Annotated in this window: 23 protein-coding genes, 1 tRNA gene and 2 pseudogenes; 18 read left to right on the forward strand and 8 right to left on the reverse strand. The window is 69.1% G+C overall.

Annotated elements, in window-relative coordinates; translation table 11 throughout:
* The first annotated feature begins 49 nt into the window (after positions 1-49).
* The 4 genes from AC3WSN_RS23445 (at position 50) to AC3WSN_RS23460 (ending at position 4,259) form a co-directional block, all read left to right on the forward strand.
* Positions 50-391 carry a hypothetical protein gene (locus tag AC3WSN_RS23445; protein WP_492541229.1) on the forward strand — a complete coding sequence of 114 codons (342 nt, stop codon included), beginning with the start codon at positions 50-52 and terminating at the stop codon, positions 389-391.
* A gap of 212 nt (positions 392-603) precedes the next feature.
* Positions 604-1,722, forward strand: coding sequence for a DUF3829 domain-containing protein (locus AC3WSN_RS23450; RefSeq protein WP_492541230.1), 1,119 nt, complete (start codon positions 604-606; stop codon positions 1,720-1,722).
* 56 nt (positions 1,723-1,778) lie between these two features.
* Positions 1,779-3,932: a M48 family metalloprotease gene (locus AC3WSN_RS23455; protein WP_492541232.1), complete on the forward strand. Its 2,154-nt coding sequence runs from the start codon at positions 1,779-1,781 to the stop codon at positions 3,930-3,932.
* Positions 3,933-3,980: 48 nt separating this feature from the next.
* Positions 3,981-4,259, forward strand: a complete 279-nt coding sequence (locus tag AC3WSN_RS23460) for a hypothetical protein (protein WP_492541235.1) — start codon at positions 3,981-3,983, stop codon at positions 4,257-4,259.
* A 314-nt stretch (positions 4,260-4,573) separates the two neighbouring features.
* Here the strand turns inward: AC3WSN_RS23460 and AC3WSN_RS23465 are convergent, their stop codons facing one another.
* Positions 4,574-4,696: a hypothetical protein gene (locus AC3WSN_RS23465; RefSeq protein ID WP_373622166.1), complete on the reverse strand. Its 123-nt coding sequence runs from the start codon at positions 4,694-4,696 to the stop codon at positions 4,574-4,576.
* Between the two features lie 187 nt (positions 4,697-4,883).
* Here AC3WSN_RS23465 and AC3WSN_RS23470 point away from each other — a divergent pair.
* A pseudogene (locus tag AC3WSN_RS23470) lies at positions 4,884-5,174 on the forward strand (DUF2252 family protein).
* A 300-nt stretch (positions 5,175-5,474) separates the two neighbouring features.
* On the opposite strand, the pseudogene AC3WSN_RS23475 reads toward AC3WSN_RS23470, so the two are convergent.
* A pseudogene (locus tag AC3WSN_RS23475) lies at positions 5,475-6,338 on the reverse strand (transglutaminase family protein).
* Between the two features lie 163 nt (positions 6,339-6,501).
* Between AC3WSN_RS23475 and AC3WSN_RS23480 the strand changes: the two are divergent.
* From AC3WSN_RS23480 to AC3WSN_RS23505, 6 genes are all read left to right on the forward strand, one after another.
* Positions 6,502-6,912, forward strand: a complete 411-nt coding sequence (locus tag AC3WSN_RS23480; RefSeq protein ID WP_492541237.1) for a response regulator — start codon at positions 6,502-6,504, stop codon at positions 6,910-6,912.
* A 503-nt stretch (positions 6,913-7,415) separates the two neighbouring features.
* Positions 7,416-8,288, forward strand: coding sequence for an STAS domain-containing protein (locus tag AC3WSN_RS23485; RefSeq protein ID WP_492541239.1), 873 nt, complete (start codon positions 7,416-7,418; stop codon positions 8,286-8,288).
* Between the two features lie 4 nt (positions 8,289-8,292).
* On the forward strand, positions 8,293-8,694 hold the full coding sequence (locus AC3WSN_RS23490; protein ID WP_147029161.1) for an STAS domain-containing protein: 402 nt from the start codon (positions 8,293-8,295) through the stop codon (positions 8,692-8,694).
* 37 nt (positions 8,695-8,731) lie between these two features.
* A complete protein-coding gene (locus tag AC3WSN_RS23495) occupies positions 8,732-9,079 on the forward strand; it encodes an anti-sigma regulatory factor (RefSeq protein WP_492541242.1) in 348 nt (115 codons plus the stop codon).
* Position 9,080: 1 nt separating this feature from the next.
* Positions 9,081-10,076: an ATP-binding protein gene (locus tag AC3WSN_RS23500; RefSeq protein WP_192711558.1), complete on the forward strand. Its 996-nt coding sequence runs from the start codon at positions 9,081-9,083 to the stop codon at positions 10,074-10,076.
* Positions 10,073-11,977, forward strand: a complete 1,905-nt coding sequence (locus AC3WSN_RS23505; RefSeq protein ID WP_492541244.1) for an ATP-binding protein — start codon at positions 10,073-10,075, stop codon at positions 11,975-11,977. Before AC3WSN_RS23500 ends, AC3WSN_RS23505 begins: the two co-directional genes overlap by 4 nt.
* Positions 11,978-11,980: 3 nt before the next feature.
* On the opposite strand, the gene AC3WSN_RS23510 is transcribed toward AC3WSN_RS23505, so the two are convergent.
* The 3 genes from AC3WSN_RS23510 to AC3WSN_RS23520 all read right to left on the reverse strand — a co-directional run bounded on the left by AC3WSN_RS23510 (position 11,981) and on the right by AC3WSN_RS23520 (position 13,924).
* Entirely contained in the window at positions 11,981-12,310 is a 330-nt protein-coding gene (locus AC3WSN_RS23510; RefSeq protein ID WP_492541246.1) for a hypothetical protein, read from the reverse strand.
* Between the two features lie 219 nt (positions 12,311-12,529).
* Positions 12,530-13,474, reverse strand: a complete 945-nt coding sequence (locus AC3WSN_RS23515; RefSeq protein ID WP_492541248.1) for a site-specific integrase — start codon at positions 13,472-13,474, stop codon at positions 12,530-12,532.
* A gap of 27 nt (positions 13,475-13,501) precedes the next feature.
* Complete coding sequence (locus tag AC3WSN_RS23520) at positions 13,502-13,924, reverse strand: Arm DNA-binding domain-containing protein (RefSeq protein WP_492541250.1); 423 nt, start codon at positions 13,922-13,924, stop codon at positions 13,502-13,504.
* 287 nt (positions 13,925-14,211) lie between these two features.
* On the opposite strand from AC3WSN_RS23520, the gene AC3WSN_RS23525 reads away from it, so the two are divergent.
* Positions 14,212-14,288, forward strand: a tRNA-Arg gene (locus AC3WSN_RS23525).
* A 231-nt stretch (positions 14,289-14,519) separates the two neighbouring features.
* On the opposite strand, the gene AC3WSN_RS23530 is transcribed toward AC3WSN_RS23525, so the two are convergent.
* Together AC3WSN_RS23530 and AC3WSN_RS23535 are read right to left on the reverse strand one after the other, a co-directional pair.
* Positions 14,520-15,500, reverse strand: a complete 981-nt coding sequence (locus tag AC3WSN_RS23530; RefSeq protein WP_492541252.1) for a helix-turn-helix domain-containing protein — start codon at positions 15,498-15,500, stop codon at positions 14,520-14,522.
* A gap of 637 nt (positions 15,501-16,137) precedes the next feature.
* The gene (locus tag AC3WSN_RS23535; protein ID WP_492541254.1) at positions 16,138-17,169 is read right to left on the reverse strand and encodes an aldo/keto reductase; all 1,032 of its coding nucleotides are present in this window, start codon (positions 17,167-17,169) and stop codon (positions 16,138-16,140) included.
* A gap of 250 nt (positions 17,170-17,419) precedes the next feature.
* Between AC3WSN_RS23535 and AC3WSN_RS23540 the strand changes: the two genes are divergently transcribed.
* Positions 17,420-19,456 carry a molybdopterin oxidoreductase family protein gene (locus AC3WSN_RS23540; protein ID WP_492541256.1) on the forward strand — a complete coding sequence of 679 codons (2,037 nt, stop codon included), beginning with the start codon at positions 17,420-17,422 and terminating at the stop codon, positions 19,454-19,456.
* An 86-nt stretch (positions 19,457-19,542) separates the two neighbouring features.
* Here the strand turns inward: AC3WSN_RS23540 and AC3WSN_RS23545 are convergent, their stop codons facing one another.
* Positions 19,543-20,562, reverse strand: a complete 1,020-nt coding sequence (locus tag AC3WSN_RS23545; RefSeq protein ID WP_492541258.1) for a GlxA family transcriptional regulator — start codon at positions 20,560-20,562, stop codon at positions 19,543-19,545.
* A gap of 145 nt (positions 20,563-20,707) precedes the next feature.
* On the opposite strand from AC3WSN_RS23545, the gene solA reads away from it, so the two are divergent.
* The 5 genes from solA to AC3WSN_RS23570 all read left to right on the forward strand — a co-directional run bounded on the left by solA (position 20,708) and on the right by AC3WSN_RS23570 (position 25,325).
* Positions 20,708-21,877, forward strand: a complete 1,170-nt coding sequence (gene solA, locus AC3WSN_RS23550; protein WP_492541260.1) for an N-methyl-L-tryptophan oxidase — start codon at positions 20,708-20,710, stop codon at positions 21,875-21,877.
* Between the two features lie 95 nt (positions 21,878-21,972).
* A complete protein-coding gene (locus AC3WSN_RS23555; protein WP_492541262.1) occupies positions 21,973-22,812 on the forward strand; it encodes a transporter substrate-binding domain-containing protein in 840 nt (279 codons plus the stop codon).
* Between the two features lie 139 nt (positions 22,813-22,951).
* Entirely contained in the window at positions 22,952-23,701 is a 750-nt protein-coding gene (locus tag AC3WSN_RS23560; RefSeq protein ID WP_492541264.1) for an amino acid ABC transporter permease, read from the forward strand.
* A complete protein-coding gene (locus AC3WSN_RS23565) occupies positions 23,698-24,543 on the forward strand; it encodes an amino acid ABC transporter permease (protein ID WP_492541266.1) in 846 nt (281 codons plus the stop codon). Before AC3WSN_RS23560 ends, AC3WSN_RS23565 begins: the two co-directional genes overlap by 4 nt.
* 5 nt (positions 24,544-24,548) lie before the next feature.
* The gene (locus tag AC3WSN_RS23570) at positions 24,549-25,325 is read left to right on the forward strand and encodes an amino acid ABC transporter ATP-binding protein (protein ID WP_010684487.1); all 777 of its coding nucleotides are present in this window, start codon (positions 24,549-24,551) and stop codon (positions 25,323-25,325) included.
* Positions 25,326-25,331 lie beyond the last annotated feature (6 nt).

Here is a 25,331-nt window from a genome sequence, read left to right on the forward strand (position 1 = left end):
CTCTTCGCCCCCTCGGCTGGCGGCTTCGGGTAGAACTTAGGCGGTGTTGATGCTGTTCATCTGGTCAGGCTGGGGGATCGTGGTCATCCCCGTCGTGGTCGGCACGGCGATCGCGGTCGGGGCGGTGGGCGGGTTGGCGCTTCGGGCCCTCGGTCAGCCCGAACTCACCTTTCTCGCCATCAGCCTCGGGTTGTTCGCGGCCGCAGCCGCCAATTGGATCGTCGGCCGGCGCCTGAACGGCAGGGCGCCGCGCGAACTCATTGATCCGGCCACGAGCGAACGCGTTCTTCTCCGCCGTCGACACGCGCTGTTCTGGGTACCGGTGCAGTACTGGTCCGTGCCAGTCGCGCTTGCCGCGCTCGTCCCATTGCTTGCCCTGCGCAATCTCTGAGTCTGACGCCCCCAACCAGCCATACAGTTGAGGAGATGAGCATGCCGCGTGGCAGCTGTGAGCGTGCGGAGAGACCCCGTCGGTTCCTCGTGGCCTGTCTCACCGTAGTGATGGCTACGCCCGCCACGGCCGTGACACCGGTGACGCCTGTGGGTGTTGAGAGCTGCGACGCCTTTCTAGATGCCTACGCTCAGTGTGCAGCAAGCCCTGGCGTGCCGGAGGCCGCCCGCCCCAACATCCGGCAAGGGATCGGCACGCTGCGCGAGAGCTTCCGCGACGCCATCAGCCGCAACACGGCCGCCCGCCCGACGGTCGCCTACCAGTGCGCGCAGGCCCATGAGGCCGTGCGTAAGAGCATGGTCGACGCCTTCAGGTGCGACTTCCCCGCTCCGCCGCCGGCCTCCCAGGCTCTGCTGCAGGCCGCGCCACCCGCGGCCTCGGCACAAGCGCCGGCCCGGGGGGCCGTGCGCGCCACCCCACCCCCGCCAAGCCCCGAGATGCAGGAGGTGGCCAAGGTGAACGCCTACACCGAGGTGCAGAACCACCTCGTGCGTTCCCATCCCCTGGAACGACAGCTCGCCGAATACCGACGCGACAACGAGCGCGTGCTCAAGCTCGGCACGAAGCTGGGTGCCAACGCCTGGTACCATTTCGGCATCGTGGACTTTGACGGGGTGATCGACGAACTGGACAAAGCGACCGCCCTGCCGGGGACCATTCCCGAGGTCGACTCCCAGGCCACCCGGCTGCTCGCAGCCTTGCGCGAGCTCAACCCGGTACTGAAGGCGCTGACCCGCTATCAGACCACGCGAGAGTTCAAGGAGGACGGCTACAAGTTCGCCCGCGAACAGCATCCGATCCTCGTGCCCAAGGTCGAAGCCGCCGCTAAGGCGATGGACGCCTACGGCACCGCCCTGTTCGAGCGCGAGCTCGCCCGGGACGAGCGGCGGATGGCGTCGCTGGCGGAGGACGCCCCAGCACGCCGACTGCTCGCCACCAGCTTGGCGCTACGCCGGGCAGTGCAGCGCTTCGAGGCCCTGGCGCCAAGGTCCGATACCGCCCTGTTCCTGGCCGCTCTCAGCGACGTGTCGACCGCGAATCGACAGCTCGGGGCAGCGTTCGACGGCATGAACCCCAAAGCGAATTCGTCGTGCACCGGATACGCGGACACGGTGGCGAGCGTGATCGGCCACGGCCGCGACGTCGCGCGAGACATCAAGGCGAAAGGTGACCCGAGCCAGCCGGCGCGGCTGTTCAACGACGCCTACAACCGCTCGGTGCGCGATCTCGAATCCTGCCAGCGGTACGAGAATAGGGTGCGGCCGAGCTGACCGACGCTGGCACAGCGCAGGCTGGCAGCCACCGACAATCGAACGCCGAGGGGCAGATGATCATGCCGCTTCATCAGGACCGCCGCGGCAATCGCCGGCTTCCTCCCGTCGTCTGGCTCGTCGCCTGGGTCGTCGGCGTTCCGGCATTGCTCGGCGGGCTCGGGGCTTGGGAGGTCGAGCGCGGGCTGGCGAGCGCCGAGAGCTATACGCGGCGACTGGTTGAGCTGCCGGTCTCCGTCGTCCAACTGCGGCTGCTGGCGGCGACAGATCCCTACGCCTCAGTCCGTTTCGAAGGCGGGCGCACCGCCTACGGGGCGGCACTGGCCGCCGACAAAGCTCAGGAGGCGCTGGCCGCGGCCACACGCGACCTGCCGCTGGCCCGGTCTCGCGCGTGGGTGCCGTACGCGACGCTCGGCGGCGCGCTGCTCGCACTGCTGACCGGTCTCGTCGCGCTGGCCGGCGGCGGAGCCGCGGGCCTGTGGGCGCGGCGCTCGCGCGACGCCTTGCTCGCCAGTTTTGGCCTCGTGCGCCGCGTGCTGCCGGTGCTGCTTGGACTGCAGATCGTGGGCTTGAGCCTCGCGGTGCTCGCGGCCGCTCTGTTCGAGGCCACCGGGCTGTGGTTCACGCAGCGGTTCTCGGCCGGCGAAGCCAAGCTGCTGCTCGGCGCGCTGGTCATCGCCGCCTTGGCGGCCTGGGCCGCGGTCGCGGCGGTACGCAGCCTGCGCGGGGTGTTCGCGCTGTTCACCCCCGAGCCCATCGACGTACGCGGCCGCGTCCTCGACGAGGCCGATGCACCGGGTCTGTGGCGCCTTGTGCGCGAGCTCGCCGGGCGCGGAGAAGCGCTGGTCCCCGACGCGGCGGTCGTCGGCTTGACCGGTGGCTTCTTCGTCACAGAGTCCGCCGTGCGCCTGAGTCCAGACGGGCGGACGCTGACTGGGCGCACGCTGTACCTGCCGGCCCCCTATCTCGGCGTGCTTGACGGGCGCGAGCTTTCCGCGGTGATCGGGCACGAACTCGCGCACTTCTCGGGCGAAGACACCGCCTATAGTCGGCGCTTCACCCCGATCTACGCCGGCCTACATCGCGCGCTGACCGCGCTGGGCAATGTCGGTCCCGGAGACCTGCTTACCCGCCCAGCCGCCTATGTCGGCCACCGCAGCCTCGGCACCTTCGACGCGGCGGTGGCGCGTTGGAGCCGGGCGCGCGAGCTCGAGGCCGACCGGCGCGGTGCCCAGGTCTCTGGAGCACCGCCCGCTGCCTCCGCCCTGCTGCGCGTCGGCGTCCTCGGCCCGGTGGTGGGCGAGACGCTCGGATCCGCCTACGGCGAGCCTGACGCGGCGCCCGACGATCTTGTCGCGGGCGTACTCGACGCAATCCCCGCTGCCGGCTTCCCCGACCCGGGGGCGCACCTCGACGACCGGCAGGCGCACCCCACCGACACCCACCCGCCCGATCGGCAGCGTATCGCGGCGCTCGGCGTTCCGCTCGACGCCGAGCTACTCGCCCGCGCCGCCCGGCCGCTCACCGTAGGGGACCGCGCCTGGCCGGCCGCCCTGGTCGCGGACTGGGCTGGCCTGTGCCGCTGGCTCAGCGCGGACTTCCTCACCGGGGCACGGGAGCACCGGGCTGCCGAGCGGCTATACTTGGAGGAGACCGCGGCGGCAGTGCCAGTCGAGGAGACGCTGGTGCACGAGAATGGTGCGCCGATGGTCTGGACGATGGGCATCCTAGCGCTCCTCTCCGCCGGGGCCGGCGCCGGCCTGCTGCTGTACCCCCGCGCACTCGGCATCGCGCACGATGCGCTGGCCCAGCAGATCCTCGCCGCCGTCGCCGCGGCGGGTGTCGCTTTGGCAGGCATCGTCGCCGCACACGTGCATCGACGCGGCCGGACGCCGTTGCTGGTGTTGACGCCGGACGTGCTGCGCTCGCCGCTGCTCGACGGCGCGGTCGCGTGGCAGGATGTGGCGGACTTCCAGGTCACGCACGGCAAGCGGCTCACCTTGACGCTGGCACTCGCGCCAGACGCCGCGCTGCCGAGGGCCAAGCACCTGTTCTCGCAGGCGCGTGTTAGCCGACGGCGACGTCACGTCAGCGTGCAGTCTCTGGGCGCGCGCGGCCTGAAGCCCGACGCCTTCGCCGTGCTGGTCGGACGCTACCTCGCGGCCTCTCGCGCCCGCGTGCACCTGTCAGCGGCGCATACAGGGATCTGATCGCTTGGGCACCGGCAAACGTCCTTCCACGCGCTGGTTCAACGCCGCTTGTGGCTCGTCGCCCTATTCTTCGCGGCATTCCTGATCGGGCTAATCTGGCTCGTCGTCGGCAACCTGCCCAAGGTCGAACACCACTACGTCTTGGAGCAGATCCTTGACTGCGAGCCGGCCCGCGAAGATCCGGACCTCGTTGCCCGAACCGAGCGCCTCGATGCGTTGAAGGTGGTCGAGGAGCGGATCAAGGCGCTCAACCGCACTGCTTTCAAACTCAACGAGCGAGAGGCCGCCTTGGCGACCGTCGACGCCGAGCTTCGTGCGGCGGCGTAGAGCCAACTCGAAGCAGCAGAGCGTGGACAGGAGTTGCGCGTGTTCGGCTAGCTGCCGCTGCTCGGCACTCGATAAGCGGTCTCGATCATCCGGAGCAGATCCTCGCGGCCTTGGTTGTCGTCCGCTGCCATGTCCGCTTCTGGGTTCAACCGATGACGTGCCCGATGGCTGATATGGGCGCATTCCGGAAGCGGGCGCGGCAGTGTCGAAGCTCCTGAGTTTGGATCGAGCCCTTGCCGGATTCGCCTTACTGCGGCAGGTCCACGGTCGGCCGACTCCGGCCAAACGTCTTTTTCTTGGATAACCCCGACCTGTCAGCGAACACCGCCGTCGCTCAGGCGATACCAAGCGATGATCGCCGAGACGTACAGGCGATGAAGGGCATGCAGCGGCAGCGGAAGGCTGTGAGCATCGCCGGTAGCGATATACGCCGCCATAGCGCGTCCCAGCGCTGACTGAAGACCGACGCCGCGGCCTTGGCCGCCGAGGTCGATGAGCAGACCGGGCGCCGGCTCGTGAAGGCGGGGCAGGTAATCTCCGGGTGATGGCAACGCGACCGCACCAGCGGTGGTCGTAGGTGATCCGCTGCTGGGATGGACGAAAATCGAAGGGCGGCCGTTCTACGTGCGGCAGATAAAAAACATGAAGGGCGAGATCCCGGTCTCGCGCATGACAGGTCGGTCACTCCTGTAATTCTCGCACGCGTACGGAGCGCTGCTCGCCAAGGCGCACGCACGAACCGGGGATGCGGCCGCGATCGCGGGTTACTGCGGTCATGACGGCCGCGCCGATCTGCGCGAGGCCCTGGCCGACTGGGCCATGGCCTACGGAGAACGGAACGCGGAGGATTATCGGACCTTTCGGGACGCCATCGCGGCGGTCAGGCTTCGAGCGGCCGACGATCCGCATCTCTGACCTTACGGGTGCGGTCGCGATCGCCCACACAGCGGACTGCTCACGATGTAGGGGACCCTGGTCGAAGGGGGCACCGACGGCATCGTTCGCCCGCGCGGGTACACCCGAACTTGGTGCCGCACGAGCCGAGCCGTCGCCGGGCCAGGGCGCTGTGACGGGTCGAACCGTCTCCCGTACGCATGCGCCCCGTCCGGCGTGCCAGCCTCTGGATCGCCGGAGCGTTGCGATGTCGATCCCCATGCCGGGGACCCGGCTCAGACGGACCGCTGCCTGAGGCGACGAATTCTGGCTGCATCAAGCCTACACGCCGACGCTGACCTCCACGGACATGTCCAGAAAGGCGTCCGCCGACCCGGCGAAGCTTCCGACCAGCGGCATGGCCTGTCTGATGTCGCGTGCGACCGCGACCGGGATCAGGTTCGCGCCGCCGACGCTGCGGTTCGTCGGATCGAAGGTGATTCACCCGGCACCCGGCAGGAAGGTCTCCGCCCAGGCATGCGTGGCTCCCGCATCGGCGGAGCCGAGCAGCGTTCGCGACGGGTCGTGGAGGTAGCCGGACACGACCCGGGCTCCGAAGCCGAGGCTGCGCACCGCCTCGACGAAGAGCGTCGCCAAGTCCCGGCACGACCCCATCCCCAGGGATAGGGTCTCGCTCGGCGACTGCGTGCCCTCGTCTTCTCGACCTTGGTAGGCGATGGTGCCACCGACCTCGGCGTTCAGATCCTTGAGGAGCGACAGGGTATCGGTTGGGCAGGACGCCATGAACCCCTGCGCCCAGGCCCGCAGGCTCGGCTCCCCCTCCGGATATTGCGGGATCGTCAGGGCGCCGAGGTCCGTCCACTCGTCATCGGTGTACTGGAACGGGAACGCGATGGCGCCGGCGGCGATGGCGAAGACGGGATAAGGCTCGGCCGAGAGTTCGACCCGAGATACGCTCTCCACGACGAGGCGATCGGTCGAGGCCCCGAACGTGGCCGTCGCCACGGCGTTGCCGGCGACGTCGTAGGCCCAGGTGACGGTGGCGTCAGGCCACAGAGTAACGGCATTCGACAGCAGGCGCAGGTCGCGGCTCTCCCGCGGCCGCATCATCAGCCGGTGCGGTCCGAGATTGACGGGCTGGCGATAGCGGTACGTCGTCCGGTGGCGGATACGCAGGTCGATCAAAGATCTATCCCTTCGGTCCGGCCCGGCTGTGCAGGGGACGCAGGCTGCCCCGAGGCAGCTTAGCATGGATCCTGCCACGTCCTGGACCTGAAAATCGGTCGATTTGGCCAGATCCCGGTTCCATCGGGAGGCAACCTTCCACTCCCGAGCGGGCTTTAGCTGTGTGACCCATGATTCTAAGGGCGATGCGCCCCACGCCCTCGTCGTCGATGACGACGCCCTGATCCTGATGGAGGCGACCAGTATCCTTGAGGATGCGGGGTTTCAGGTACTAGAGGCGATGAACGTCGTTCAGGCTCTGCGAATATTAGATCAGCATCACGACGCGGTTCAACTTCTATTTACTGACGTGCACATGCCGGGGAGCGCTGACGGCTTCGACTTGGCAAGGCAGACAAACGAGCGTTGGCCACACATCGCGGTCGTGGTCGCCTCGGGCCGGGCCGCGCCTGAGCCCGGCGACCTGCCGGAGGGCGCGACGTTCATCGGCAAACCGTTCAGCGCCGAGATCGTCCGGCATCATGTCCGCAAAACACTGCCGGACGAGAGACACCCGAAACAGTTGAGAACGTAGTCTTCCGAACCTGGCGTTTCGTACCTGATGCGAGAGTCTTTCGCGACCGGAAGTAGCTCTTGGAGACGGCCGTCCGCGGGTTATCTGATCGCCTGAAGTTGGCGTCAGCCGCTGGAAAGTTCCGGAGGAGGTCGGACGGGAGAGCAGAGGCGCTGCTCCACAAGCAACCGCTTCGATTTGGATAGTCCCTGTCGATCCAGGAAGCCGCCTTCTCATATGCTGGCGCTGTCCTGTCGCCGCCGCTTCCGCCGCATCGATAAAATCTTCGATAACCGGTCAGGCCTCACCTTTGTGTAAGTTATCTTGGTCTGGGACCCGCGCCCAGGGGACATGAGGCGTCCGCGGCGGCAATGCAGCGATCCCTGTTGCCGAAATCAACGAGACAAGAAGTAGAGCCGAAGGCGGGAAATAACTTGCCGCGGTCAGCTCCTTTGTAGCGATGCCGCCTATCGAGAGGCTCAATATCGGGATAGAGACTGCATCATAACGATGGGAAAAACCTGATGCGAATGGACGGCGCCGAGGTCCTGAAAAGGACGCTCACGGAAGACGAGGCCGCCATCCTCGAAGCCTGGAACATATCTCTCCGGGAAGGGACCTCCCTGCAGAGCGGTCGGATCCGAGAGGCAGAGCTCCAGACCCAGGCCAAGGCCGTGTTCGGTCAGCTTCGGGACGGACTTTCGTCCGGTGGGGTCGACGCGGACGCGGAAAGTTATACCCCGCTGCGTGAGAACCTCGCCGATATCTCCCGCTCGCGGGCGATCCAGGGGTTCACGCCGACCGACACCGCCAACTTCGTCTTCTCGCTCAAAGAGCCGATTTTCGAGGCGCTGCGGCGCAAGTCGGCCGCGGACGCCTCGGCCTTGGCCGCCGGCGTATGGGCGGCGGGGAAGGTGCTCGACCGGCTCGGGCTGCTCACGATGGAGGTGTTCCTGGCCAGCCGCGAAGAGGTCATCGGGCGCCAGGGGCAGGAGATCGCCGAACTCTCCACGCCCGTGGTTCGCCTCTGGGACGGTATCCTGGCGCTGCCGCTCATCGGCACCCTCGACAGTGCCCGCACCGGTGTCGTGATGGAGAACCTGCTCCAGGCCATCGTCGACGAAGAGGCCGAGATCGCCATCATCGACATCACCGGCGTGCCGACCGTCGACACCCTGGTGGCGCAGCACCTGCTCAAGACCGTGGCGGCCGCCCGCCTGATGGGCGCCGACTGCATCGTCTCCGGCATCCGGCCGCAGATCGCGCAGACCATGGTCCATCTCGGCGTGGAGCTGAACGTCATCTCGAAGGCGACGCTGGCCGACGCCTTCGCGCTCGCCCTGAGGCGGACCGGGCGCAAGGTTATGCGCCAGCAGGCGGCTGAGGAGCGCCGCTGAGGCCATGGACCGCATCCCGATCCTCAAGCTCGGCGGCACGCTGATCGTCACCATCCAAGTCGACATGCACGACCGCCTCGCGCTGGCCCTGGAGGAGGACTTGACGGCGATGATCGCGCGCACCGGCGCGCGCGGCGTGCTCATCGAGATCTCGGCGCTGGAAATCGTCGATTCCTTCATCGGGCGCATGTTGGTGAGCATCGCGGCCGTCTCGCGCGTCCTCGACGCGGAAACGGTCCTGGCCGGTATGCGGCCGGCGGTCGCCATCACGTTGGTCGAGCTCGGCTTGGAGCTCACCGGCATCAGGACGGCCCTCAACGTCGAGCGCGGCATGGCCTTGCTGAAGGCGCGCTTGGCCGGGGACGGCGCTGGGTATGGGAGCGACCGTGACGGTCTCGAAGACTGAGACCATCCCCGTCCGGTCCGGTGACGACGTCGTTCGCGTGAGGCAGCGCGTGCGTGCGCTCGCCATCGACATCGGCCTCGGGCTCGTCGATCAGACGAAGATCGTCACCGCTGCGAGCGAGCTCGCGCGCAACACCCTCGATTACGGCGGGGGCGGCGAGGTCCGAGCGGAGAGCGTCCAGGCCGGGACGCGCAAGGGCCTGCGCCTGACCTTCAAGGACCAGGGCCCCGGCATCGCCGACATCGAGCAGGCGATGACGGACCACTACACCTCCGGCAAGGGCCTCGGCCTCGGCCTGGGCGGGGCCAAGCGCCTCTCGAACGAGTTCCATATCGAGTCGACGCCCGGCGTCGGCACGCGCGTCATGATCGCCCGGTGGAAATGACATGGACCGGGTTACCGTCACGGAAGCGAGCCAGGTGGCCGAGGCCCGACGACGAGCAGTGGCCGTGGCTCAGTCCATCGGCTTCGACGAGACCGCGGCCGGCCGCATCGCGCTCGTGGTGACCGAACTCGCCACCAACGTGGTCAAGTACGGCGTGCCGGGCGAGGTCTTGGTCGGCACCTACGAGGACGGGACCGGCTCGGGCGTCGAGATCCTCGTGCTCGACAAGGGCGAAGGATTCTCAAATCTCGGCCTGGCCCTGACGGACGGACACTCCACGGGCGGCAGCGCGGGCGAGGGCCTCGGCGCGGTGCGCCGCATCTCCGACGCCTTCGACATCGTGTCCCGCCCCGGGCTGGGCACGGCGGTGTTGGCGCGCTTGTCAATCGATAGGAAGACCGTTTCGGACGCCGTGCCGGGCTATGGGGCGGTGGCGGTCCCCCTGAAGGGTGAGACCGCCAACGGCGACGCCTACGCCGTGCGCGAGCGCGCCGACGGCTGGACCGCCGTGGTGTCGGACGGCCTCGGCCACGGGCCGGAGGCCGCCAAGGCTTCCGAGGAGGCGCTGAAGCTGTTCCGGAGACACCAGGACAAGCCGCCCGCCGCGATCCTGTCCGCCATCCATGCAGGCCTGTCGCACACGCGAGGCGGTGCGATCTCCGTCGCGCGGTATGAGCGGAACCGGGGCACTCTCGCGTTTGCGGGCATCGGCAACGTGCTGGGTGCGGTCGTCTCCGGCACCGTGACCAAGCGGACGGTCAGCCTCGCCGGGACGGCGGGGCACGCGGCTCGGCGCATCCAGGAGTTCGAGTACCCTATGCGCCCGGACGACCTGTTCGTGCTGTGCTCGGACGGGATCGCCACGGCTTGGTCGCTGGACGCCCACCCCGGCCTCGCGGCCGCCCATCCGGCGCTCGTGGCCGGGGTGATCTATCGCGATTTCGCCAGGGCCCGGGACGATGCCACCGTGCTCGTCGTGCGGGAGGGCGCGCGATGAGGTGGCCGCTCCTCACCAGCGCCATCCAGCACGAGGACGACATCGCGACGGTGCGCCAGCGCGTGCGCCGGCTGGCCGAGCGCCTGGGCTTCGAGATCCAGGACCAGACCCGCATCGCCACGGCAGTGTCCGAGATCGCGCGCAACGCCTACGGCTACGCTGGGGGCGGTCGCATCGAGTACGGCCTCGACCAGCTCGATCGGGACAGAGGCGAGCAGTTCCTGGTCATCAGGGTGAGCGACAAGGGACCGGGCATCGCCGAACTCGACGCCATCCTTGAAGGTCGCTTCCGCTCGACGACGGGCCTCGGCATCGGCATCACCGGCTCACGGCGGCTGATGGACCGCTTCGAGGTCGACACGGTGGCCGGCAACGGCACTGTCGTGACGTTCGGGAAGCGGCTCCCATCCGGGACCGGACGTTTCACGGGACCGAGTCTCGCGACCCTGGCCGAGGATGTCGCCCGAGCCAGGACTGAGGAACCGCTGGTCGCGTTGCGCGAGCAGAACCGGGAGCTTCTGCGCAGCCTCGCCGCGCTGGCCGAGCGCGAGGAGGAAACCCAGCGCCTGAATCAGGAACTCTCCGAGACGAACCGGGGCGTGGTCGCGCTCCATGCCGAGTTGGAGGCGCAAGCCGTGCTCCTGCGCGAGGCAGGCGTTCTCCTGGAAAGCCAAGTGGCGGCCCGCACGGCCGAGCTTGCTGAGGCAAACGACCGGCTCCTGGCCGAGGCGGTCGAGCGCGAGCGGATGGAGCAGGACCTGCGGCAATCCCAGAAGCTCGAAGCGGTCGGGCAATTGACCGGCGGCGTCGCGCACGACTTCAACAACCTGCTGACTATCATCCGCTCGTCCGTCGACTTCCTCCGTCGCCCGGATCTGCCGGAAGACCGGCGCAAGCGTTACATGGACGCCGTCTCCGACACCGTCGACCGCGCCGCCAAGCTTACCGGACAGCTCCTGGCCTTCGCACGTCGCCAGTCCCTGAAGCCCGAGGTGTTCGAGGTCGGCGAACGCCTGCGCGGCGTGGCCGAGATGCTCGACACCATCACAGGCGCGCGCATCCAAGTCAGGGTCGAGATGTCGGACAGACCCGCCCTGGTACGCGCCGACCTCAACCAGTTCGAGACGGCCCTGGTGAACATCGCCGTCAACGCCCGCGACGCCATGGACGGCAGCGGTACGCTGACGATGCGGGTGGCGGCCGGGCGGGCCATGCCGATGATCCGGGGGCACGCCGGCTCGCGGGGGCCGTTCGTGGCGGTCTCGCTCGCCGACACCGGCTCTGGCATCCCCCTGGAGGTGCTCGGGCGCATCTTCGAGCCGTTCTTCACGACCAAGGATGTCGGGCGCGGCACGGGTCTCGGGCTCTCCCAAGTGTTCGGGTTTACCAAGCAGTCCGGCGGCGACGTGGACGTGACAAGCGAGAGCGGCCAGGGGACGGTATTCACCCTCTACCTGCCCGAAGTCTCGACCCGGGCTGCCGAAGCCCCTGTCTCTGACCCCGACGCCGCTCTGTCGCCGGCCGGTCTCGGTCAGCGCATCCTGCTCGTGGAAGATAACCTGGAGGTCGGAGGCTTCTGCACCCAGATCTTGGAGGATCTCGGATACGCACCCGAGTGGGTCGTCAACGCCGAAGAGGCGCTCGAGCGTCTCGGGACGGACGGTGCAGGCTTTCAGGCCGTTTTCTCCGACGTCGTCATGCCAGGTATGGGCGGGATCGAGCTCGCCAGAGCGTTGCGCATGCGCATTCCGACCCTGCCGGTGATCCTGGCCTCGGGCTACAGCCATGTCCTGGCCCAGGAGGACAGCCACGGCTTCGAGTTAATCCACAAGCCCTATTCGGCCGCGCAGGTTGGCCGGGTTTTGCGTCGGATCATCGGCGCCTCGCCTCACAACCGCTGATGCTCACTCACCGATGACGCGCTCTTCGCAGTCGGCCATTGCCACCTTCACATTCATGGTCTCGACCAGAGTGCGTACGTGCACGCGGCTTCCAAACCCGCGGCGTGTCGACGGCTGAAGAGGCGTCTGCTTCCGAGATGCGCTGAAGTGAGGCTGTACGGCGGCAATGGGCGCCAAACGGAATGTCGGCTTTCGGGCGGCAACCCAACGACGGCTCACCACCGAGGCTGTGTGAAAACGCGGAGGCATTAGAAGGATTTCCCCCTCGAAGATGGACTTCCTCAGGATGCCCTGGTGGCCGAAGTGGGTGTCGGCGGTGAAGTAGATCGTCATGGCAGCCTCCGTGGCGGGGGGCTGCGCGCGTGGCGTCACGCCCCCGGGATTAGTCTCTGGCTCGGGGTGGGGCGCGCTACACGTTTCACGGGGCCTCGCAGAAAGATCAGGAAAACCCTTCCATTTGGGCGATATCGCCGTTCGCTCAAGTCACTGGGTAAGTGCGGCTGCGCTCAGCGATCGCAGCTCGGGATTTCGGGGGCAATGGAGGGCGGCAGGTTATCCCTGGCCTGTCGGCGTCGGAGCATTCTGCGCGGCCCGCTTTCGCTGGCGGTGCGTGCGGCCCTCCGCGTACTGCGCTGCTGCGACTTCTCGTAACCGCTCTCGGTCCGCTTTCAGGTCGACCTTGCGCTGCTCGGCCCGGCGCCGGACGAGCTCGGCCTTGAGCTCCTCTCGGGGCAGGAGGACAGCGGCCTGCGCGGCCGGCTCTAGGAAACGCTCCCAGGCCTCCATGACCGGACGCTTGAAGTTCAATAGCTCGGCCTCGGTATAGCGACGCGTCATGCCGTTTGCCTGGCGGACGGTCGCGGTCTCGTCGCTGTGGTCGAGGATGTAGCCGACCAGGGCCACGTGCACGCCACCCTTCTCCTGGACGGTGGACGACAGACCACGACGCAGGTCGTGCGGCGAGCTCTTCGAGCGTGGGAGAGTGGTTACGGTGTGCGTGAGGGTATCTTCGGCGATATGGCGCATAGGGCGCTCCGAGCCCACCACCGCCGGCCGCTGCTGCGGGAAGGCCCAAACCGTCGATTCGCCGTACCCCAGCCGGTGCCAGGCCAAGTAGGCCGAGAGCGGCGCCCAGGCCGTCGGTGGCAAGGGAATGACGTGCTCGCGGCCCTTCTTCCCCGTTGCCGTCCGGTGCCAGCACCGCCACAGCCCCCAGCCCGGGCTGTCCTCCCATGGCTCGAAGTCGTCACGGTAGGCCGTCACGATGGACATGCGGCGCTGCCCCGTCCAGGCCGTTAGCTGCACCGCCGCGCCTACGGCGGGATTCAATACGCCGCACCGTGCCGTGGCCAGGATGAGGGCGCATTCTTCCAGGGGTGGGAAATGCCGCCGCCCCTTCACCCCAACCAACTTCGGACCCTTCAATCTGTCCATGTCGGTCGTCTTGATGCCTGAGGCTCGCTCCCGGTCTGGCGTGCGCATCCAGCGCCAGAGCATGCGGACCTTCCTGACGACGTCGGCGGCCTACGTGCGCTTGCCCGCCTTCCGGAGCTCCTCGACTTCCTGCGCGACGCTGGCAGGGGTGATGTCGATCCACACGTCCGAGGGCGGCCCGTTCCCCGTCGCGACATGCGAGAGGATGGCGGTGCAGGCCAGCCGGGCGTGCGCTAGGCTCCAGGCGTCGACGCGCCCGATACGAACACGGTACTCCCGCCCGGCGTGCTGGACGCGGGCGAAGTAGGTCGGCCCGCGAGGTTGTACGCGGAGCCTGAGCCCCTGGTGCAGGGTGTCCGTGATCTCCGCGGTCCCCTGAAGGTCGCCGAGCTTCCACGCCTCTATGAGGTCGGCGACGCCCTTGTCGAAGAGCGGCATCCTGAGCGAGCGGTGCTTCGCGTTGGGCTTCGGGGGCGCGGGTTCCCAGACCGTCCCGGCGAGCGCATCCTCCACGGGGACCGGCGCCAGTGGAGGTCCTCCGCCCCAGACCGACGAGCTCTTCCTTTTCCTAACCTATGGCCCTGACCGTCCGAGTTTGCCGCTTCCGGCCAATGCGTAACTCGGACGGTATTCGGACGGCCAGGGACATCGTTCACCGGCAAAACGGGGATCCACCGCCAAAACCGGTTTACCGCTATGAGCTTGGCATTTTCAGCCTCTCTCCAAGACGGAAAGTGCGTGGTGGCGGAAACGCTTGACCGAGGGCGGAACCCGTGGCTTTTGGGGCTTCCTGACCTCCTGACTCCGTAGCTCAGCTGGATAGAGCAGCCGCCTTCTAAGCGGCAGGTCGTAGGTTCGAGCCCTACCGGGGTCGCCAGCCCTTGTTCCCGGACGCCGCGGAGGTCGGCCGCCTCGGGGATCTGGCGCGGGGCCAGAGACATGGCCGGTCGATTCGGACTGCGGCCGTCTTCCGCCGTCCCGTTCCCTGGCCGTTCGCCGCGGTGAAGCAGAGGCCGGCAGCCCCCGGCCTGTCGGATCCCGGCGTCGGACACGCAAAACGTGAGCGGCTTGCGGCGTTCGGACTGATCCTTGCCGGTCCTCTCAGCGCTCACGGATGCGACAGGGTGCCGGCTCCCTTCAGAGCGGAGGCATCCCTGTATTCCCGCGGGGTCAGACCGTGGCGCTTCCTGAAGCGGCGCGCGAAGTGAGCCTGGCTGGTGAAGCCGCAGCCATACGCGAGCGTGCCGATCGGCAGGTGAAGACAGGCCGGATCGGCCAGGCGCTTGGCCGCCATCGCCAGCCGGCGTTCCCAGATCCAGTCGGAGATGTGCTGCCCGCGCTCGTGGAACAGCTCCTGCAGCCGGCGCAGCGACACGCCCGTCGCGACCGCGAGCTGTGGCGGGTCGAGGGTTGGGTCCTGCAGGTTGGCCTCGACATAGGCCTTGGCGCGCTGGACCACGACGCTGCCGTGGAGCGGCCGGGGCGCCTCCCGCGCCAGCCGCTCGGCCAGACTGGCCAGGATCAGATCGACGCCGACCGCCGCCATGCGCTCCGCGGCATCGGGTGTAAGCTGGTGGCGCACCCGGATCAGCTCATGCAGGAAGGTCGTCGTCAGCTTGGTGGACGCGAGATCCGCCCCCACGGACAGCCCCGTGTAGAGGCGCGTCGAGCCGAGCACGCGCTCCAGGCGTTCGCGCGGCAGCTCCAGAAACAGGGCCTGGCTGTTCACGTGGGTCGTCAGCACGGAGGGCCGATGGTCGAGCACGACCATATCGCCGGGTCGCTGCACCGCCTCCCGCCCGTCCTGGAGACTCGTCGACAGGCCCGCGAGCTTGAACAGCACCACGACCATCCCGGACCGGTCGTGGCGCCGCGCCGCACTGGGCGTCGTCTCGCACCGCAGGGCGCTCTGCGTCAGACGCGAGATGTGGAGGGGGCCGATCTCGGCGACGTCAAGCCTGCCCTGGAACGGGCCATCGTCGTCGAGGCGCTCAACCTCGATCGGCACGAGCCGCTCGCCCAGGAGCTCGCGCCACAGCTTGAAGCCGTTCCTCGGCGGGAGGCCCTCGGTCGAGAACAGTGTCTGCATCGGCAATTTCTGCGGCCCCTGCCGCCGCGAATGTTCAAGTCAGGAAAGTCGTCGAGGATTACGTATCATTATGCACAAAAGACTTGATCGATCATAAGCCGAAATCATCAGTTTCGATGCGATGCGAATCCTCAACGGAATGGCCTGTAACACAGCAGCATGGATTCGCGACAGAGATGCGAAGGACCGCCGCTGCTCGGGTCAATACTCATTGCGCGATCGCCTTCATCGGCGGCAATCGAAGACCATAGGACCTGGATGTGGCGCGTTGCCGGCGGGGCCGGCAGGAGCGATCGGGAGCAGCGCCGGACGCCTGGGTGCCGACGGCCAGACGACATCCGCGTCGCCTGGAAGCGCGATCGGTCGGTGCGCGCGGGTAGAGAGGATGCCCCTCATCACCGAATAGCCGACCTCCGCCGCCGCGGCCGGTCTGCCGGTCCGACGGATCCGGGCGCGGAATGGCCGCCGACGCGACCTCTCCGACAGCCCAGGCTCGCGGTGGCGCGTGTTGCGGCCTGCGCGGCCGCTCACCGCCACCGCACGCCACGTCCCACCCGCCACGCCGGCTTGGCCGCCAATGGCGGCGCACGGCTCGCGATCGGCCCGCGTCCCGCGCGGGCGCCATCGGGGCTGGCGCCTACCAGGTCGTCGGCTTCGGGTTGCGCTCGTCGAAGCCCTTCTGGTGCCAGTAGGGGTAGATCGGGGTCTCCTGGCTCGCCGCGTCGAGCCGCGCGACCTGCTCGGGCGCCAGCGTCCAGCCGAGCGCGCCGAGATTCTGCTTCAGCTGGTCTTCGGTCCGGGCGCCGATCACGATGTTGCAGACGGTCGGCCGGGTCAGCAGCCAGTTGAGCGCCACCTGTGCCACCGTCTTGCCGGTCTCGGCCGCCACGGCGTCGAGCGCATCCACGACGCCGAACAGATACGCATCGGAGACCGGCGGACCGCCCTCGGCGCCGCCCGCCGCGATGCGGCCGCTCTGGTTCGGCTGGCCGCGGCGGATCTTGCCGGTGAGACGGCCCCATCCCAGCGGGCTCCAGACCATCAGGCCGACGCCCTGGTCGATCCCGAGGGGCATCAGCTCCCACTCGTAGTGCCGGCCGATCAGGGAATAGTAGCCCTGGTAGGCGACATAGCGGGCGAGCCCGTACCGCTCGGACGTGGCGAGCGCCTTCATGAGCTGCCAGCCGGAGAAGTTCGACGCGCCGATATAGCCGATCTTGCCCGAGCGGGTGAGATCGTCGAGGGCGCGCAGGGTCTCGTCGACGGGGGTCAGCGCGTCGAAGCCGTGCATGAAGTAGACGTCGATATGGTCGGTGCCGAGCCGCTTGAGGCTGGCCTCGCAGGCGCGAACCAAGTGATGGCGCGACGAGCCGACCTGATTCAGGTCGTCGTTGTTGCGGAACGTCGCCTTGGTGGAGATCAGCGCCCGGTCGCGCTTGCCCTTGAGCGCCTGTCCCAGGATCTCCTCCGAGGCGCCCGCCGAGTAGATGTCGGCCGTGTCGAAGAAATTGAGCCCGGAATCGAGGCAGAGGTCGACCATGCGGGTCGCCTCCGCGACATCAGTCTGTCCCCAGCGCTGGAAGAACGCGTTCGTCCCGCCGAAGGTGCCGGTGCCGAAGCTGAGCACCGGCACGGTGAGGCCGGATCGTCCGAACTGCCTGTATTCCATCGGGACCTCTCTGCGATCACGCCCGCCGCGCGGCGCGCCTCTCCGTCTAACACGGCCGCCCGGCCGGGCTTTCCCCGCGCCGGCAAGCCTGCCGTGCGCGGGGGACGGGCCAGGCGCCGCGACAGCGCCTTCACCGCCATGCCCGTGAAATCCGTCCGCCTGCCGAAGCCATTTGCTATGCTGGACCGTGCGCGCCTCAAAAACGCACGAGCTTTGCATCATCCCTGCCGGCGCCACGGGAGTTCGTCGCTTGGTCCGGACCGTCTGCCCGCATGATTGCCCCTCCGCCTGCAGCCTCGACGTGCAGGTGGCGGATGGCCGCGTCGTCTCGGTCCGGGGCGGCGACAACCCCTACACGGCGGGGGTGATCTGCGCGAAGGTCAGCCGCTACGGCGAGCGCGTCCACCATCCCGACCGGATCCTCCACCCGCTCGAGCGCGTCGGCCCGAAAGGCAGCGGGCAGTGGCGGCGGATCGCCTGGGACGCGGCGCTCGACCGGCTGGCCGCAGCCTTCTCGGCGGCGGCGGAACATTGGGGACCGGAGGCGGTCTGGCCGTACAATTCGGGCGGCACGATGGGCCTCGTCCAGCGCGACGGTATCCACCGGCTGACCCACGCGATGGGCTATTCCCGGCGCAAGCGCACGATCTGCACGGCGATCGCGATCGCGGGCTGGAGCGCCGGAATCGGCCGGATCGCCGGGCCGGATCCCCGCGAGATGGCGTCGTCCGACCTGATCGTGGTCTGGGGCGGCAACCCGGTGAGCACCCAGGTCAACGCGATGACCCACATCAGCCGCGCCCGGAAGAGCCGGGGCGCCAAGCTGGTGGTGGTCGATCCCTACCGCACCGGCACCGCGGCGGCCGCCGACCTCCACCTCGCACTCCGGCCGGGCACCGACGGGGCGCTCGCCTGCGCGGTGCTCCACGTCCTGTTCCGCGACGGCTACGCGGACCGGGCCTACCTCGCTGCCCATGCCGAGGACACGGCGGCGCTGGAGGCGCATCTCGCGTCGCGCACCCCCGAATGGGCGGCGTCGATCACGGGGCTCGAGCCCGCCACGATCGAGGCCTTCGCGGCCCTCTACGGCCGGACGCCGCGCAGCTACATCCGCTGCGGCTTCGGCTTCACCCGGAGCCGCAACGGCGCCGTGAACCTCCACGCGGTGACCTGCCTGCCGACGGTGACCGGCGCCTGGCAGCACGAAGGCGGCGGCGCCCTCTGGCAGCAGGCCGCGATCTTCAACTGGGACAAGACCCTGACGGAGGGGCTCGACGTCAAGGCGCCAGGCGTGCGCGAGCTCGACATGAGCCGGATCGGCGCCATCCTCGCCGACGATCCCGACCCCCTGCAGGGCGGGCCGCCGGTGCGCGCCATGCTGATCCAGTCGGCCAATCCCGCCGTCTCGGCCCCCGACAGCGCCCGGGTGCGCGCCGGATTGGCGCGGCCTGACGTGTTCGTGGCCGTGCACGAGCAGTTCATGACCGAGACCGCGGCGCTGGCCGACCTCGTCCTGCCGGCCACCACCTTCCTGGAGCACGACGACATCTACGGGGCCGGCGGCCACAGCCACATCCAGGCGGGGCCGGCGATCCTGGAGCCCCCGGGCGAGTGCCGGTCGAACCACGCGCTGCTCGGCGCGCTCGCTGCCCGGCTCGGCGCGGACCATGCCGGCTTCCGACTGAGCGCCCGGGATCTCGCCGACGCGACCCTGGCGCGTTCGGGCTGGGGCGGCCTCGAAAGGCTGGAGGCGGCCGGCTGGATCGACGCGCAGCCGGATTTCGCCGAGAGCCATTTCCTGAACGGGTTCGGCCATCCGGACGGGCGCTTCCGCTTCGCCCCCGACTGGGCGGCGCTCGGCCCCCGTGCGGCCGGGATGCCAAGCCTGCCCGATCACTGGCCGACGGCCGAGCCCGCCGACGCGGAGCACCCGTTCCGGATGATCGCGCCGCCGGCCCGCCAGTTCCTCAACGCGACCTTCACCAACGTGGCCGAGTCGCTCCGCCGCGAGGGGCGGCCGACCTGCCTGCTCCACCCGGAGGACGGCGCGCGGCTCGGGATCGGCACGGGCGACACCGTCGAGATCGGCAATACCCGCGGCCGGGTCCGGCTGCACGCGCGCCTCGCCGAGGGGCAGCAGCCGGGCGTCGTGGTGGTCGAGAGCCTGTGGCCGAGCGCCTCCTTCGCGGGCGGCAGCGGGATCAACACCCTGATCGGCTCCGCACCGGCCGCGCCCAACGACGGCGCCGCCTTCCACGACACCGCGGTCTGGGTCCGGGCGGCCTGAGCGGAGGGCTCGGGCCCTCAGCGCCTCTGGCCTGACGCCGCGCCCGGATTCCGGACGCCCGCAACCCCACGCGCGGCTCCGGCCGATCAACACGCGCGGTCGACAGTCTTGGCCGACAGGACTCGGTCGGCGGAGGGGCTGCACCCGAACTGGGACCGGTAGCTGCGGGAAAAATGCGCCGCGCTCGAGAACCCGCAGGCCGTCGCGATCTCTCCGATCGCCAGGGGGCTCTGGCGCAACAGGCGCCGGCCGTGGGCCAGGCGGATGGCACGGTACTGCGCCGAGAAACGCAGGCCCCGCTTGTCGAGGAAGAGCCGGTCGAGGTGACGCGCGCTGACCGAGGCGAGGCGGGCCATGGCTTGACGGCTCAGCGGCGCCTCGACCGTCTTCTCCATCGTCTCGAGGATTGTCAGCAGGGCCGGGTGGTGGACGCCATACCGCTCCGCCGCGGACGCGCGCTGCGGGTCGTCCGCGGCGCCCACGGCGGTGTGCAGGAACCAGTCCGAGACGCGGCGCGCGAAGGCCGCGCCCATCCGTTCGGCGATCAGCCGGTGCGCCATGTCGAGGGGGGCGACCCCGCCGCCGCAGGTCAGGCGGTCGGCATCGGCGACGTAGCGCGCCCGCGTGAGCCGCGCCTCCGGAAACGCCTCGACCGTGGCGCCGGCATACTCCCAGTGAAGGGTGAAGGCGCGCTCCGCCAGCAGCCCCGCCGCGGCCATCAGGTAGGGGCCGCCCGATATGCCGCCGATGCGGACGCCGAACCGGGCCATGCGCCGCAGGGCCGCGTGGATCGCCGGCCTGTCCCACCCGGCCGGCTCGCCGCCCGCGCAGATGAAGAGGGTGTGGAGATGCCCGCGCTCCCGGGGCAATCCCTCGGTCGGCACCTCCACGCCGGAGGAGGACGCGACCCGGCCCTCGGCCTCGCCGAAGTAGCGCAGCCGATAGAGGGCGCGCCCCGCCAGGTCGTTGGCCGCCCGGAACGGCTCGCAGGCCGAGGCGAACGACAACAGCGCGAAGCCCGGGACAAGGAGGAAGCCGATCTCCCGCGGCCGATCCCCCGCTCCCGGAGGGCCCGCATCCGTTGTCTGTGCTCCGGGTTGGCTCATCCGTGCAAGAAACCGTCTGCTGCGGTCAAGCGCAACCGGGACGGGGCGCCATTCTTGCCGCCGCTTCTTCGGTCCGAGACCCCATCCGCATGCCCAGCTCCGTGTGCTTACCCCCGTTCGTCGCCAGCGCCCGCGGGCCGGCCCGATGACCCGCCGGGTCGACGTCGCGGTCCTCGGGCTCGGCGCGATGGGCAGCGCCGTCCTGTATCAGCTAGCCAAAAGCGGGGCCGCGGTCGTCGGGATCGACCGCTTCGCCCCGCCGCACGCGTTCGGATCGAGCCACGGCGAGACACGGATCACCCGTCAGGCCGTCGGTGAGGGGCGCGACTACGTCCCGTTCGTCACCGCCTCGCACCGCATCTGGCGCGAGCTGGAGGCGGCGACGGGGGAGACCCTGCTGAACGCCTGCGGCGCCCTCGTCATGGCGCCCGGTCACGGGATCTCGTCCCATCACGGCAAGCCGGATTTCGTCGGCCGCTCGATCAGCGCCGCGCAGGAGGCCGGGATCGCCCACGAGGTGCTCGACGGCGCCGAGGTCGCCCGCCGCTTCCCGCAATTCCTCAACCTCGCGGGCGACGAGAAGGCCTATTACGAGCCGGGCGGCGGCTACGTGTTCCCGGAGCGCTGCCTCGCGGCGCAGCTTACCTGCGCGGCCGCGTCGGGCGCCGAGATCCGGACCGGCTGCACGGTGCGGGCGCTCAGCCAGGACGGGGCCGGGATCCGCATCGAGACCGAGGACGGCGCGATCCTGGCCGACCGCGCCGTGGTCGCCGCCGGCGCCTGGACGGCGCCGCTACTCGGGAGCCCGTTCGACCGGCTGCTCACGGTCCGGCGCCAGCTGCTGCACTGGTACGCCCTGGCGGACGACTCGGCTTATGGACCGCAAGCGCCGGTCTTCATCTGGATGTACGGCACGACCGACACCGAGTACCTGTACGGCTTCCCGCCGCTGCCGGGGGAGCGCACCATCAAGGTCGCGACCGAGCAGTACGACACCGCCACCACCGCCGACGGGGTGGAGCGCCGCGTCGATCCGTCGGAATCCGACGAGATGTACCGGCTGCGCGTCGCCGACCGGCTGGCCGGCGCCACACCGGAGGTCGTCCGGGCGGCGGCCTGCGTCTACACGGTGACCCCCGACCGCGGCTTCATCATCGACCGGCATCCCGGGATGGACCGGCTCTGGGTGGTCTCCGCCTGCTCGGGGCACGGCTTCAAGCACTCGGCCGGCATCGGCGAGGCCGTCGCCGCGGAGCTGGCCGGCGGGCCCGGGCAGATCGATCTCGCCCCCTTCGCCCTCGCACGCTTCGGTTGATACGTTGGCCGATGGCTCGTGGATTGCTTGAAACCATGCCAAGATCGGCGCCGAGACCAGCGCCGCGTTCAGCACAGGCCAGCAGGACCGTTCCGATGCGACACACGATCCGCACCTTCCTGACGACCGGAGCGCTGGCCCTCGCGGCGCTCTCGGCCGTCGCGCTGCCGGGTCGGGCCGGGGCCGCCGACGGCGTCGAGGCGATCAAGAAGCGCGGGACGCTGATCGTCGGGGTGAAGGCGGATTACAGGCCGTTCGGCTTCCGCGATCCGAGCGGCACGATCATCGGGCTCGAGCCGGACCTCGCCGCCGACCTCGCCAAGCGGCTCGGCGTGAAGCTCGAGTTGGTGCCGGTGGTCTCGGCCAACCGGATCGAGTTCCTGCAGCAGGGCAAGGTCGATCTGCTGATCGCCACGCTTTCCGACAAGCCGGAGCGTCGCCGCGTCGTGCAGGCGATCGACCCGCAATACTATTCCGACTTCGTGAACGTGCTGCTGCCCAAGAGTTCCGGCATCACCGACTGGGCGCAGCTGAAGGGCAAGCCGCTCTGCGCGACATCGGGTGCGTGGTACAACAAGGACGTCGCGCGCACCTACGGGGCGGAGATCATCGCCTTCGACGGCTCGGAGAAGCCGCTCTTCGCGCTCAAGCAGGGCAACTGCATCGGCTACGTCTACGACCAGAGCATGCTGCAGGGTAAGCTGCTCGACGACGATTGGAAGGCCAACTACGCCCTGCCGCTCAAGGGCATCCTCGACGCGCCGTGGATGATGGCGGTGGCGCAGGGCAACACCACGCTCCAGACCATGGTCGAGGACGCCACCAAGGACTGGATGAAGACCGGCCTCATCGTCGACGAGGAGAAGAAGTGGGGCATCGAGCCGACCGCTTACTCGAAGGCGATGCACGAGAAGTACAAGAACGCGACCAACTGATGCGGTCCTGCACGACGGCTCGCGCGCTCTCCGCCGAAGTGGGCGCCGGTTCGGCGCACGAGAGCGCGTCGGAACAGGGACGTGGAGCCGCGCCCGATTGCGACGCGATCGGGCGCGGCTCCAAGAGCGTTCGCCTGCGATGATCGCCACGATCCAGGCGTGGTTCCAGCAGCTCTACGAGACCACGGGCTTCAACTTCACGGTCTTCTACGACCCCTACGACTGGGACCGCTACGTCGCCGGCCTGCGGATGACGCTGCTGCTCGGGATCAGCACGATTCTGGCCAGCCTCGTGATCGGCGCGGTCGGCGCGCTCCTGCAGAGCGGGCCGTCGCGTCTGCTGCGCGGGCTGGTCAACGGCTTCGTCGTGCTGTTCCGCAACACGCCGCCGCTCGTGCAGATCTTCTTCTTCTACTTCGGGCTCGGCACGCTCCTGCCGGATCTGCGCGCGGCGGACGGCCTGCGCGCGCCGGTCCTCAACAACGTGCAATGGGCGATCGTCTCGCTGTCGCTGTTCGCGGGCGCGTTCAACGTCGAGATCTTCCGCTCCGGCATCGAGGCTGTGCCGAAGACCACGATCGAGGCCGCCGAGGCTCTGGGCTACACCCGGTTCAAGGCCTACCGCCACGTCGTCCTGCCGCTGGCGCTGCGCGTCTGCCTGCCGGCCCTGAACAACAACCTGATCAACCTCCTGAAGACCACGACGCTCGCCTACGCCATCGCGGTCCCCGAGACGCTCTACGCGGTCAAGCAGATCTGGTCCGAATCGCAGAACGTCCTCGAGATGATGCTCGTCCTGCTCGCGACCTACGCCGTCTTCGTCGGCGTGCTCGTCTGGATCATGCACCGCTGGGAGCGGGCCCTGCGCATCCCGGGCTACGGCCGATGAGCGCCCCGGCTTCGAACCGACGGGGTGACCTGCCGGTCCTGCTACCGTTCGCGCTCGCCAATCACCGCCCGGCGGCGCGCCTGCGTCCGGCCCATCTCTGGCTGCTGTCCGGCCTCGCCCTCGTCGCGGTGCCGGCCTGGGCGCAGGGCGGGGCCGCCGCGCTGTCGCCGCTGGAGGTCGTGATCAAGTGGGCGCCCCTGCTGCTCACGGGCTTCGCCTTCAACGTCGCGATCTCGCTGATGGCGATGGCGATCGGCACCGTCGCGGGGATCGGGCTCGGGCTGGCCATGATGGCCGAGGGCCGCGTCCTGCCCCGCCTCGCGTGGTGCGCCACGCAGGTCTTCCGCAACGTGCCCTGGCTGGTGCTGCTGTTCTTCGTGATGTTCCTGGTGCCGTTCCAGGTCACGGTGTTGGGGATCCGTGTGCCGCTGCCCGACTGGATCAAGGCGACCTTCGGCTTCAGCCTGCCGGTCATGGCCAACGTCGCCGAGATCGTCCGCGGCGCGGTGCGCTCGGTGCCCAACACCCAGTGGGAGGCGGCCGAGTCCCTGGCCTTCAGCCGGCGGCAGACGCTGTGGCGCATCATCCTGCCCCAGTGCGCGAAGCGGATGCTGCCGCCCTGGATGAACGTCTATTCGCTGATCGCCATGGCGACCGTGCAGGCCTCGATCGTCGGGGTCACCGAGATGCTGACGCTGACCGCGCAGGTGCACGCGGCCGAGGGCGGGCGCCCCGAGCTGTTCGCCCCGCTCTACGGCTTCGCCCTGATGTGCTTCTTCGTCTACTGCTACCCGATCGACCGGCTGACCGCCCGCCTGGAACGCCGCTTCGAGACCCGTTGAGCCCGATGCCCGCACCCGCCGCCAGCAGCCCGTCCCCGGGCTGGACGCCCGATCAGCCGATCGTCCGCCTCGCCGACGTGCACAAATCCTTCGGGACCTTCGAGGTGCTGAAGGGGATCAGCTTCGACGTGCGCAAGGGCGAGGTGGTCTGCATCATCGGCCCCTCGGGCTCGGGCAAGTCGACGCTGATCCGCTGCGTCAACGCGCTGGTGCCGGTCACGGCCGGCTCGATCGAGGTCGAGGGGATCGACGTCACCGATCCGCGGCTCGACAAGCTGGCGCTGCGCCGCAAGGTCGGGATGGTGTTCCAGCAGTACAATCTGTTCCCGCACAAGACCGCGCTGCAGAACGTGATGATGGCCCCCATCCACGTCCTCGGGCAGGACCGGCGCGAGGTCGAGGCCCGCGCCCGGGCGCTCCTCGCCAAGGTCCGGCTGGCCGGCAAGGAGGACGCCTATCCGGGCGAGCTGTCGGGCGGCCAGCAGCAGCGCGTGGCCATCGCCCGCTCGTTGGCGATGCGGCCCGACGTGATGCTGTTCGACGAGGTCACCGCCGCCCTGGACCCGGAGACGGTCAAGGAGGTGCTGGTCACGATCCGCGAACTCGCCGAGGAGGGCATGACCTGCATGCTCGTCACCCACGAGATGAACTTCGCCCGGGACGTCGCCGACCACATCTACTTCACCGACCGCGGCGTGATCGTCGAGCACGGGCCGCCCGCGACCTTCTTCGCCTCGGCCCAGGACCCGCGCACCCGCCGCTTCCTCTCGCAGGTGCTCTGACGTTCG

The sequence above is a fragment of the Methylobacterium sp. FW102-HT35C08 genome, assembly GCF_058790235.1.

Coding starts and splice junctions, on each gene's coding strand:
- AC3WSN_RS23505 (WP_492541244.1), top strand. CDS start 10,073: ATGAGGTGGCCGCTCCTCACCAGCGCCATCCAGCACGAGGACGACATC.
- AC3WSN_RS23500 (WP_192711558.1), top strand. CDS start 9,081: ATGGACCGGGTTACCGTCACGGAAGCGAGCCAGGTGGCCGAGGCCCGA.
- solA (WP_492541260.1), top strand. CDS start 20,708: ATGACCCGCCGGGTCGACGTCGCGGTCCTCGGGCTCGGCGCGATGGGC.
- AC3WSN_RS23560 (WP_492541264.1), top strand. CDS start 22,952: ATGATCGCCACGATCCAGGCGTGGTTCCAGCAGCTCTACGAGACCACG.
- AC3WSN_RS23570 (WP_010684487.1), top strand. CDS start 24,549: ATGCCCGCACCCGCCGCCAGCAGCCCGTCCCCGGGCTGGACGCCCGAT.
- AC3WSN_RS23465 (WP_373622166.1), bottom strand. CDS start 4,696: ATGGCGGCGTATATCGCTACCGGCGATGCTCACAGCCTTCCGCTGCCG.
- AC3WSN_RS23490 (WP_147029161.1), top strand. CDS start 8,293: ATGGACCGCATCCCGATCCTCAAGCTCGGCGGCACGCTGATCGTCACC.
- AC3WSN_RS23445 (WP_492541229.1), top strand. CDS start 50: ATGCTGTTCATCTGGTCAGGCTGGGGGATCGTGGTCATCCCCGTCGTG.
- AC3WSN_RS23535 (WP_492541254.1), bottom strand. CDS start 17,169: ATGGAATACAGGCAGTTCGGACGATCCGGCCTCACCGTGCCGGTGCTC.
- AC3WSN_RS23565 (WP_492541266.1), top strand. CDS start 23,698: ATGAGCGCCCCGGCTTCGAACCGACGGGGTGACCTGCCGGTCCTGCTA.
- AC3WSN_RS23555 (WP_492541262.1), top strand. CDS start 21,973: ATGCGACACACGATCCGCACCTTCCTGACGACCGGAGCGCTGGCCCTC.
- AC3WSN_RS23510 (WP_492541246.1), bottom strand. CDS start 12,310: ATGACGATCTACTTCACCGCCGACACCCACTTCGGCCACCAGGGCATC.
- AC3WSN_RS23515 (WP_492541248.1), bottom strand. CDS start 13,474: ATGCTCTGGCGCTGGATGCGCACGCCAGACCGGGAGCGAGCCTCAGGC.
- AC3WSN_RS23530 (WP_492541252.1), bottom strand. CDS start 15,500: ATGCAGACACTGTTCTCGACCGAGGGCCTCCCGCCGAGGAACGGCTTC.
- AC3WSN_RS23485 (WP_492541239.1), top strand. CDS start 7,416: ATGCGAATGGACGGCGCCGAGGTCCTGAAAAGGACGCTCACGGAAGAC.
- AC3WSN_RS23455 (WP_492541232.1), top strand. CDS start 1,779: ATGATCATGCCGCTTCATCAGGACCGCCGCGGCAATCGCCGGCTTCCT.
- AC3WSN_RS23545 (WP_492541258.1), bottom strand. CDS start 20,562: ATGAGCCAACCCGGAGCACAGACAACGGATGCGGGCCCTCCGGGAGCG.